Consider the following 9,786-nt stretch of genomic DNA (forward strand, 5'->3'; position numbering starts at 1 on the left):
TAGTCCCACAGGTCGTGGTGGACGGCCTGGAAGTGCCAGACCTTCTTGCCGGTTCGGGCGTCCAGCACGACGAGACTGTTGGAATAAAGGTTGTCGCCCGGACGGTGGCCGCCGAAGAACGGGTTCGTCGGAGCGCTGGTCGGCACGTAGACGTACCCGAGCTTCTCGTCGACGGCCATCCCGCCCCAGGAACCCATATGGCCGGTGATGTTGGCGCCGTCGCCTTCCCAGGTCTCGCGGCCCGGCTCGCCCTCGTGCGGCCGCACGTGGAAGGTCCAGGCCAGATTGCCGGTGCGCACGTCATAGGCGCGGATGTCTTCGGGCGCCGCGTCGCGGGTCACGCCGCCGTCGCCGCTCGGACCGCCCCCGCCGCCGCCCACCACCACGACGTCGCCGGCCACGAACACGCCGGCGCTGTTGCCGAAGTTGCTGTTGGTCTTGGTTTCCCGGCGCAGATAGACGCGGCCGTTGTCGCCGAAGCTTTGGATGGCCGAGCCGTCCTTGGCGTTGACGGCGTAGAGGTACTCGCCGCGCGTCGACAGGATCCGCTCGTCGGCGCCCTTGCGCCAGTAGCCGATCGACCGCGTGCTGGCTCCCGACGCGCCGCGCAAGCTCTGCTCGAAGGGCTTCTGCACCCAGCGGGTCTTGCCGGTCAGCGGATCGAAGGCCTCGATCAGCCCGACGCCGTTCGACACATAGGCCACGCCGCCGATCACGATCGGCGTGCCGCGGTTATAGTTGGACGGCTGCAGATCCGGGTACTGCGCCTTCAGGGACGGGTCCACTGACGGCCGCTCCCAGAGCACCTGCAGCTTGCCGACGTTCGACTTGTTGATCTGGCTCAGCGGAGAATAGCGGTCGAAGGCCTTGCTGCCGCCGACCGCGGTCCATTCCTGCGCCGAAGCGGCCAGGCCGCCGCCAGCCAGCAGGGCGCTGCTGACCAGCGACAGCACGAACTTACGTCCCATTTCGGATTCCCCCGTCCACCCCGCCCCCGCGGGTGTTTCAATCAGCGGAGGTCGATGTGATCACACGGCGCGCGCGGCTGTATGTCGGCCGCGCAACGTAGCGACGGAATCTTCAGCGGCCGGCGCCGCCGTCCAGGAACAGGTCGGCCAGCGCGCGGGGCAACTCGTCCATGTTGGAGTCCGTCAGGTTGGTCTGCACCGCGATGACCAGCTTCTGGTCCGGATAGAGGATCAGCATGGAATTGCCGCCGACAGAAGATCCAGGGTGCCAGCGGATCGGCCGGCCCTTGGCGTCCTTGCCAAGGAACCAGTTCATGCCATAGCCGGTGCCTCTGCCGTCCGCCGTCTTCTGCTCGGTGAAGAGCTCGCGCAGAGTGGCCGCCCTCAGGAAACCCGGCCGCAGGTGCGCCTCGCCGAACTTCACCAGATCTTCCGGCGTGGTCATGTAGCCGCCGGACGGGAACTTATTGCTGTTGTCGGTATAGGGCGCGTTTAGCAGCACGCCGCGCTCCGGCCTGCCTTCCGGACCCCAGGAGGTCGGCCGTATCCGGTAGGTCCGGGCCCCGCCGGTGCGTTCGTAATAGCGCGTGCGGTTGGGGATGATCTCCTCGTTCCGATCGGGGGTCGTGTGCGCCATCCCCAACGGCTCGAACACCAGCGCCTGCACCAGGTCCGGGAACGGCCGCCCGCCCGCCGCCTGGGTCATCGCCCCCTGCAGGTTGGTGCCGGGGCTGGAATAGAAGAACTTCGTGCCCGGCTCGGCGATCAGCGGCTCGTCCTTGAATGTGTCGAGATACTGCAGGACGTCGTCGTAACGGACCGGACTGAAGAAGTCCTCGGTGCCGATCCGGTAGTGCCTGAGGCCGCCGATCATCCCCGCGAGCATGCGGAAGGTGATCGGCTTCTCGCTCTTCACCGGAAAGCTCGGCACCAGCGCCTGCACCGGCGCGTCGAAATCGAGCTTGCCCTGTTCGTGCAGGACGGCGGCGGCCGCCATGCTCATCGGCTTGGCGGTCGAGCCGGAGCGGAAGCGCGTTGCGGTCGTCACCGGCACGCCCTGTTCGACGTCAGCCAGCCCGAACCCCTCCGACCAGGCCAGGCGGCCGTCCACCGACACCGCCACCGAAAGGCCGGGGACGCCGCGCTTGGCCATGAAATCCGACACCATCTGCCGCCCACGGCTGATCGCGGCGGCGCGGGACGGGGCGGCGAGATGCTCGGCGTAAGGACCTGCGTGGGCCAGCGGCGCCGGCGCGGCGCCCTGCGCCTGGACGACCTGCGGAAAAGCCAGAACCACCGCCAGGCATGCCGCCCTCAAGATCGTCCCAGTCATAGCGCCCTCCCCTGCTTTGCGGGCACCTTAGGCAGGATTCCGTCTGCGATCACGCCCGACGGCAACTTTCCGCCTTGCAGCTCGCAATCCGGTGCTAGCCTGACCGCGACGACAGCGCCGCTAGAGCGCGTGGGGAGGTGGGCTCTGGCGCTCTCGCTGTACGGCTTTGCGATGGTCGCGACCTTCATGGTCCTGATCACGACGCAACGGCTTTCGCCACTGGTCGCCCTGATCATCGTCCCGCTCGCCCTTGGCCTGGCGGCCGGGTTCGGCCCCGGGCTCGGACCGATGATGCTGGACGGGATCAGCCGTATCGCCCCGACCGCGGTGATGCTGATGTTCGCCATCCTCTACTTCGGGGTGATGATCGACGCCGGCCTGTTCGACCCGGCGGTCGGCGCCCTGTTGCGCATCGTCCGCGGCGATCCGGTGAAGATCGTCGTCGGCACCGTGGTGCTGGCGACCTTCGTCTCACTCGATGGGGACGGCTCCACCACCTACATGATCACCACCGCCGCCCTGCTGCCGCTCTATAAGCGCCTCGGCCTCAACCCGCTGATCATGGCCTGTCTGATCATGCTCTCCAGCGGGGTGATGAACATCACGCCCTGGGGCGGACCGACGGCGCGGGCCGCCAGCGCCCTGCGACTCGAGCCGGCGGAGATCTTCCTGCCGATGGTGCCGGCGATGGCGATCGCGGTCGGCTGGCTGCTGATCCTGGCCTACGCCTACGGCCGCCGGGAGCGCCGCCGGCTAGGCGTGCTGGAGCTGGGCGCGCCCGCCCCCAACTACCAGCCCACCATCGCCGGAGACGCGGGGGTCGAGGAAAGCGTTGGCGCCGACAGCCGCGGATTCACCGTCTCGTCCGATCCGCAGGCGCGGCGGCCGAAGCTGGTGTGGTTCAACGCCGGCCTGACCGCGGTCCTGATGGCGCTGCTGATCGCCGGCGTCCTGCCGCTGGCCATCCTCTTCATGCTGGCGTTCTGCATCGCCGCGGTCGTCAACTATCCCCGCCTGGAGGACCAGAAGGCGCGGGTGGCCGCCCATGCCGCCAATATCCTGGCGGTCGTCTCGCTGATCTTCGCGGCCGGCGTCTTCACCGGGATCCTAAACGGCACAGGCATGGTCGAGGCGATGTCCCGCGACCTGCTGGCGGTGATCCCACCGCAGCTCGGCCCCTACCTCGCGCCCATCACGGGCCTGATCAGCCTGCCGATGACCTTCTTCATCTCCAACGACGCGTTCTACTTCGGCATGCTGCCGATCCTGGCGGAGAGCGCCTCGCACTACGGGGTCAGCGCGCAGGCGGTGGCCAGCGCCTCGCTGGTCGGCCAGCCACTACATGTGCTTAGCCCGCTGGTGCCCTCGACCTACCTCCTCGCCAACCTGTCAGGGGTGGAGTTCGCCGAGCACCAGAAGTTCACAGCCCGCTGGGCGATCGCCACGTCGCTCGTCCTGCTGCTCGCCGGGCTGGCGGTCGGCGCCTTCCCGCTCGTCGTCGGCTAAGCCCGCAGCCGGGCGATCAGCGGCGGCAGCGACCGGACACCCGAGTTCACGTTCACCGCGCGCGAGATCGTCACCGCGTCGCCATCGAAGCGGCAGACCAGCCGGTCGCGGAACGCCGACTCGTTGAACTGCCAGGTCATCTCGAAGACGTCGGGATCGCTCCAGGCCCCGCCCGCCACGACCCGCATGGCGTCGAGCTGGTACTCGTGGTGCAGGCGCGCGCCGGTCATGCTGGTGTGGCTTTCGACCCAACTCGCCAGCCCCGCCTCGACCACATGCTCGCCCCGCGCGTCCCTGAGCCGGAAACGGCAGCGGTCGTCGGTGAACTCGAAGCCGACTTCCATAACGTCGTCCGCGTTCCGCTCGGCGAGGAAGCGCTTGCCCGAGATGCGGGCGACCAACGGCGAGGTCGTCTTCGTCAGCGGCGGCAGCGCGCTGAGGTGGCTGGTCTTGTAGCGAAGCGCCGCTTCCACGCGCGCGGCGCCGGCTTGGTCCCTTGCGGCGAAAATCGCCGGCGCGTGCCGCTCGAAGATCTTGCTTATCGAGCGGCTGTCCATGTCGGCCGAGGTCCAGGCCGCCACCGCCTCGCGCTTCGGCAACACCATCGCCACCTGGCCGAACAGGCCGCGAGCCGAATAGCCTTCGGGGCTCAGCCACCACTGCCAGCCGTATTCTCCCGGCGTGTGCGGCGCCTGCACCGACGCGGCCCAACCGGCGGGCAGGACCCGCCGACCGTTCCACACGCCGTCCTGCTGGTGGAGAATGCCGAGCTTCAGCATCCCGGCCGTCGACAGCGACAGCCCGTTGGCCCCCGGCGTGATGTCGTTGGGCCCGGCCTCCCACGTCTCGCCGGTGATCCCCAGCGGCTCGAACAGCCGCGGCTTGAGGTAGGCGTAGGTATTCTGGCCGGTCGTGCGGCTGATGATCGCCGACAGCATGTAGGTCGCCGCGCTCGTGTACAGGAACGTCGAGCCCGGGGCGTTGACGATCGGGATCTTGAAGAACTCGGCCACCCAACTCGTCCGGATCGGTCGCCAGACGGAGCCGGAGACGGCCATGGCGTGCCCGGTCTTCATGGCCAGCAGGTGCTCGACGGTCATCGAGGCTAGCCAGGGGCTGACCGTCGCCGGCGCCTCGTCGGGGAAGAAGGACACGACCTTGTCCGTCAGCTTGAACCGGCCCTCGGCCAGCGCCAGCCCGACCGCCGCGGCCGTGAAGCTCTTGGTCAGCGAGTGGGTCATGTGCGGCAGTTCGGGCCGGTAGGGCGCCCACCACCCTTCCGCCACCACCGCCCCGCGCCGCCAGAGCATGAAGCTATGGATGTCGATCTTGGCCGCCTCGACCTCGGCCAGAAAGTCGAGGATCGCGCCGCCGTCGACGCCGACCTCGCTCGGCGCGCGGCGCATGAGCGCGGCGCCCGCCTGCGCCCGCGCCACACCGGTTCCGGCCGCCGCAAGACCGCCCAACAGCAGCGCCCCCGCAGCGCGTCGCGATAGCCTCACCGCCGGCGTCGGATGGCTCATTGGCCCCTCCCGAAGACCCTTGTTCAGCCGCACGTTACATGGGCTTCGCGGTTTACTGCTATGACAGTGGCGAAGCTGAGTGGCGCGACCGCGCGCCGGAGCGCCGCATGACCCCGTTCCACCAGGTGCTGGCCAACAATCTTGTGGCCAACATCACCAACTTCACCGTGTGGTTCGCGCTGACCTTCTGGGTCTACCTGGAGACACGCTCGGTGCTCGCCACCGGGGTCATCGCCGGCGTCTATCTGGTTTTCACCGCCGGGTTCGCCATCTGGTTCGGCAGCCTGGTCGATCACCATCTGAAGAAGACGGTCATGCTGGGCTCCAGCGCCGCCTCGTTCACGCTCTACGCGGTGTCGCTCGGCGCCTATTTCGCCGCGCCGGAAGGCGCCCTGGCCGACGTCTCGGGAATCTGGCTCTGGGCGTTCATCGTCCTCGTCATGCTCGCGGTGATCGCCGGCAACATCCGCGGCATCGCCCTGCCGACCCTGGTGACGATCCTCATCCCGGAGGATCGCCGCGACAGGGCCAACGGCCTCGTGGGCATGGTCAGCGGGGTCGGTTTCCTGACCACCTCCGTGATCAGCGGCTTGCTCGTCGCCTGGGGCGGCATGCTGGCGGCGTTGGGCTTCGCGCTCGGCTTCACCGCCCTGGCGTTCCTGCACCTCGTCTTCGTTCGCCTGGACGAGCCGCGCTCGGCGGCCCACGACGACAAGCCCGCCGCGCCGCGCACGGTCGACCTCGCCGGCACTATCAAGGTCGTCGCGGCCGTGCCTGGGCTGTTCGCCCTGATCTTCTTCTCGACCTTCAACAACTTCCTCGGCGGCATCTTCATGGCGCTGATGGACGCGTATGGCCTTTCGCTGATGGACGTGCGGGCCTGGGGTCTGCTGTGGGGCGTGATCTCCTGCGCCTTCATCCTCAGCGGCGTGGTGATCGCCCGCACCGGCCTCGGGAAGAACCCGCTGCGGACCCTGATGCTCGTCAACCTGATCGCCTGGGCCGTCTGCTGCGTCTTCACTGTGCAGTCGTCGATCCTGCTGCTGGCGGGCGGTTGCTTCATCTGGATGCTGCTCGGCCCCTACGCCGAGGCCGCCGAGCAGACCACCTTGCAACGGGTTGTGCCATTGGAGCGCCAGGGCCGGGTGTTCGGCTTCGCCCAGTCGGTGGAGCAGGCGGCCTCGCCCCTGACCGCCTTCCTGATCGGCCCGCTGACCCAGTTCATCTTCATCCCGTTCATGACCAACGGGGCCGGCGCGGAGGCCATCGGCGACTGGTTCGGCCGCGGGTCCGAGCGCGGCATCGCCCTGGTCTTCACCCTGTCCGGCGTGATCGGCCTGCTGGTGACGATCCTGGCGTTCAACTCGAAATACTATCGCCGGCTCAGCGCCGCCTACGCGGCGGCCGGGCCGGAACCGGCCAAGGCGCGCGCCTAGGCGTGCAGCGTCCGCGCGCCGTGGGCGACGTGGAAAGAGCCGGAGTGGCTGAGCACGATCCAGTCGCCACAGTGGGCGACCACCGGACCCTCCGGAGTGCGGACCTGCACAGCCGAGCCCTCGATCACCGTCTGGGCCTCGTCGCCCAGCCACGTCCAGAGCATGCGCCAGCCCTTCTGGTCGTGCGGCGGCGGCACGCGGAGCGCGGCGCCGTGATCGAACGGGGGATGCAACTGAACGACTCGCATGGGTCCTGACGCCAGGTCGACGGGAAACGCCAGTTCCGCAGTGCTTCGGTCACCAGAACCTTAACCGCCGGAAACCCATCAAAAGCGTCACCTTGACGCTCCGCACACGGTTGGGTTTTCAAACTTGAAATAAAAGCCTTTACTGGTGGCAATGTTTGCGTCGAATAGCGCAAGGCCCTCTCGGGGCAACGGAGCATCTAGAGTTGGCTGAGTCCTCCACCAAGGCGCCGGATCCGATGGACATCGCGCTTGGCGCCGCTGTCCGAATCCGCCGTCGGACCCTGGGGATCTCCCAGGAGTCGCTTGCCGACCAGTGCGGCGTCAGTTTCCAGCAGATCCAGAAGTACGAGAACGGCGCCAACCGGATTTCGTTCTCTCGGCTGGTCCAGATCGCACGCGCGCTGAGCTGCCGCGTCGTCGACCTGCTCGAGGTGCTCGACGGCGCCGACCGCGCCACGCCGCAGGATCTCGATCTGCTGGCGCGCATGCGCACGCCGGGCGCGCTCGAACTGTTGATCGCCTACGAGCGGCTGCCGCCCGAATCGCGCAGCTCGCTGGTCAACTTCCTGCGGACCGTTGCGCCGGAGACCCAAGAGGTCGAACTCGCCTGAGCCGGCGCCCCGCCGGATCGCCATAGATATCCACGGGCCTCAACGTTCGGCGCCCGACGCCGGCGGACGCCGCGACGCGCCCTAATTCTGTCCGCAGCCGGGAATCACCTGTATGCCGGCGGTTGCGGTCCGCCTGCCCGATCTTAGATATGGCCCCGCTTTGCCTGCGTAAGGTCCGTATGTTCGAGCTGAACCTAAACTTGGCGACGCCCGGGCCCCCGACCGTTCTGGTGGTCGAGGACGACGCGAGCCTTCGGGCCCTGCTGATCCGCACCCTCCGCGAGAACGGCTACCACGCGATCAGCGCCGGCTCCGGCGCCGAGATGCAGCGCTGCCTGCAGGGCGGCCCCGTCGACATGATCCTGCTCGACATCATGCTGCCCGGCGCCAACGGCTTCGACCTCTGCCGTGCGATTCGCCAGGTCAGCGACATCCCGGTGATCATGGTCAGCGCCCGCGGCGACGAGGCCGACCGCCTGCTCGGCCTGGAGCTGGGCGCCGACGACTACATCGCCAAGCCGTTCAGCGCCCGCGAGCTGGTGGCCCGGATCCGCGCCGTCCTGCGCCGGACCACCGCCGAGCCGCGGCGCATGGAGATCGCCCGCGGCCAGCTGACCTTCGGCGGCTGGATCCTCGACCCGGCGCACCGGGAGCTCACCTCACCCGACGGCGTCGCCGTCGACCTGTCAGGCGCCGAGTTCGACCTCCTCGTCGCCTTCGTCGGCCAGCCGCAGCGGGTGATCGGGCGCGAGCGCCTGCTCGAGCTGTCCCGCGCCCGCATCAGCGACGCCTCGGACCGCAGCATCGACGTCCTGGTCAGCCGCCTGCGCCGCAAGCTGCGCCGCGACGGCGAAACGACGCCGGTGATCCGCACCGTCCGCGGCGTCGGCTACATGTTCGCCCTGCCGGTCGAGCGGATTTGAAGCGCCCCCGTCTGTTTCACGCGCGCCTGCTGCCCCAGGGGCTGATCGGCCGCGTCATACTGGTGGTGATGTGCGCGGTGCTGTTCGAGTTTGTCGGCAGCTTCATCCTCTATGAGCACGAGGAAATCCGCGCCCTTCGCGACGGGTCGGTGATCCATGCCCACACCGCGCTCCGACCCAATGTCTGGGGCCTCGTCCTGCAGCAGGCGATCTCTGCCGCCATCCTCTGCGCCGGGGTCATCGGCGTCACCGTGGTGCTGCTGCGCAGCCTCGGCGGCCCGCTGCGCAACTTGACCCACGCGGCCGAATCCCTCGGTCAGGGACGGGCGGTTCACGTGCCGGAGGAAGGGGCCGGAGACCTTCGCCACCTGGCGCGCGCCTTCAACGCCATGCAGACGCGGATCTCGGACCTTCTGGCCGCCCGCACACAAGCCCTGGCCGCGGTCGGCCATGACCTGCGCACGCCGCTGGCCAGGCTGCGCCTGCGCGCCGGCATGGTGGCCGACGACGAGACCCGCGAGGCCCTCGAGCGCGACGTCGAGGAGATGACGGCGATGCTCAATTCCCTGCTCGACTACCTCGGCGGGCGGCACGAGAGCGAGCCGCCCCGGCTGACAGACCTTGCCGCCATCTGCATGACCCTGGTCGACGAGGCGTCCGACGCCGGCGGCGCGGTCCGCTATCGGGGCCCCGAGCACCTGCCGATCAAGGTGCGTCCCCTGGCAGTCAAACGGGCGGTCAACAACCTGATCGAAAACGCGGTGGCCTATGGCGGCAGCGCCGACCTGATCCTCACCGCCGAGCCCGGGCGCGTTGTCCTGGCGGTCGAGGACAAGGGCCCCGGCATCCCCGAGGATGAGCTCGGCCGCGTGACCGAGGCCTTCCATCGGCTGGACTATGCCCGGGCCCGCAACACCGCCGGGCTCGGCCTTGGCCTCAGCATCGTCGAGCGCGTCGCCTCGAGCGAAGGCGGCGTCCTCACCCTGCGCAACCGCAAGGGCGGCGGGCTCCGCGCCGAACTGCGCCTGCCCTGTCCGGCCTGACGGCCGATCCAGACATTCTTTGACACGAAAATGCTGCGCAGCAGCAAAGCGCGCCGGGGAAAACCCTTTGCGCGATGGCAGGCCACGCCCCCTGCGCGTCTGGCCGCATAATGCTCCAGCCGCCGGCCGGCCATCGCGCACCTTCCACCCTTGGAGGCCGCTTTGGAACACCTGCTCGAACGCGCCGCGCTTTTC

Annotated in this window: 8 protein-coding genes and 1 pseudogene; 5 read left to right on the top strand and 4 right to left on the bottom strand. The window is 68.7% G+C overall.

Translation table 11 applies throughout. The annotated features are described in order from the left end of the window. Both ACILRF_RS11645 and ACILRF_RS11650 read right to left on the bottom strand, forming a co-directional pair. Positions 1-968 (bottom strand): annotated as a pseudogene (locus ACILRF_RS11645) (hypothetical protein); the annotation flags it as partial. Positions 969-1,080: 112 nt separating this feature from the next. Further along, positions 1,081-2,301, bottom strand: a complete 1,221-nt coding sequence (locus ACILRF_RS11650; RefSeq protein ID WP_395673045.1) for a serine hydrolase domain-containing protein — start codon at positions 2,299-2,301, stop codon at positions 1,081-1,083. 129 nt (positions 2,302-2,430) lie between these two features. Between ACILRF_RS11650 and ACILRF_RS11655 the strand changes: the two genes are divergently transcribed. Beyond that, positions 2,431-3,807 carry a CitMHS family transporter gene (locus ACILRF_RS11655; protein WP_395673047.1) on the top strand — a complete coding sequence of 459 codons (1,377 nt, stop codon included), beginning with the start codon at positions 2,431-2,433 and terminating at the stop codon, positions 3,805-3,807. Here the strand turns inward: ACILRF_RS11655 and ACILRF_RS11660 are convergent. After that, positions 3,804-5,330, bottom strand: coding sequence for a serine hydrolase domain-containing protein (locus ACILRF_RS11660; RefSeq protein WP_395673049.1), 1,527 nt, complete (start codon positions 5,328-5,330; stop codon positions 3,804-3,806). The two genes, ACILRF_RS11655 and ACILRF_RS11660, sit on opposite strands and share 4 nt — an antisense overlap. Before the next feature lie 107 nt (positions 5,331-5,437). Here ACILRF_RS11660 and ACILRF_RS11665 point away from each other — a divergent pair, with 107 nt between their 5' ends. Beyond that, positions 5,438-6,766, top strand: a complete 1,329-nt coding sequence (locus ACILRF_RS11665; protein WP_395673051.1) for an MFS transporter — start codon at positions 5,438-5,440, stop codon at positions 6,764-6,766. Here the strand turns inward: ACILRF_RS11665 and ACILRF_RS11670 are convergent. Further along, on the bottom strand, positions 6,763-7,014 hold the full coding sequence (locus ACILRF_RS11670; RefSeq protein WP_395673053.1) for a hypothetical protein: 252 nt from the start codon (positions 7,012-7,014) through the stop codon (positions 6,763-6,765). The two genes, ACILRF_RS11665 and ACILRF_RS11670, sit on opposite strands and share 4 nt — an antisense overlap. A gap of 203 nt (positions 7,015-7,217) precedes the next feature. Here ACILRF_RS11670 and ACILRF_RS11675 point away from each other — a divergent pair, with 203 nt between their 5' ends. From ACILRF_RS11675 to ACILRF_RS11685, 3 genes are all read left to right on the top strand, one after another. Continuing rightward, complete coding sequence (locus ACILRF_RS11675; RefSeq protein ID WP_395673055.1) at positions 7,218-7,625, top strand: helix-turn-helix domain-containing protein; 408 nt, start codon at positions 7,218-7,220, stop codon at positions 7,623-7,625. Positions 7,626-7,804: 179 nt separating this feature from the next. Beyond that, a complete protein-coding gene (locus ACILRF_RS11680; RefSeq protein WP_395673057.1) occupies positions 7,805-8,548 on the top strand; it encodes a response regulator in 744 nt (247 codons plus the stop codon). Beyond that, positions 8,545-9,591, top strand: a complete 1,047-nt coding sequence (locus ACILRF_RS11685) for an ATP-binding protein (protein ID WP_395673059.1) — start codon at positions 8,545-8,547, stop codon at positions 9,589-9,591. Before ACILRF_RS11680 ends, ACILRF_RS11685 begins: the two co-directional genes overlap by 4 nt. The last annotated feature ends 195 nt before the right edge of the window (positions 9,592-9,786 follow it).

The organism is Phenylobacterium sp. (assembly GCF_044236515.1).
Classification (GTDB): domain Bacteria; phylum Pseudomonadota; class Alphaproteobacteria; order Caulobacterales; family Caulobacteraceae; genus Phenylobacterium.

Coding starts and splice junctions, on each gene's coding strand:
- ACILRF_RS11660 (WP_395673049.1), bottom strand. CDS start 5,330: ATGAGCCATCCGACGCCGGCGGTGAGGCTATCGCGACGCGCTGCGGGG.
- ACILRF_RS11665 (WP_395673051.1), top strand. CDS start 5,438: ATGACCCCGTTCCACCAGGTGCTGGCCAACAATCTTGTGGCCAACATC.
- ACILRF_RS11650 (WP_395673045.1), bottom strand. CDS start 2,301: ATGACTGGGACGATCTTGAGGGCGGCATGCCTGGCGGTGGTTCTGGCT.
- ACILRF_RS11680 (WP_395673057.1), top strand. CDS start 7,805: ATGTTCGAGCTGAACCTAAACTTGGCGACGCCCGGGCCCCCGACCGTT.
- ACILRF_RS11670 (WP_395673053.1), bottom strand. CDS start 7,014: ATGCGAGTCGTTCAGTTGCATCCCCCGTTCGATCACGGCGCCGCGCTC.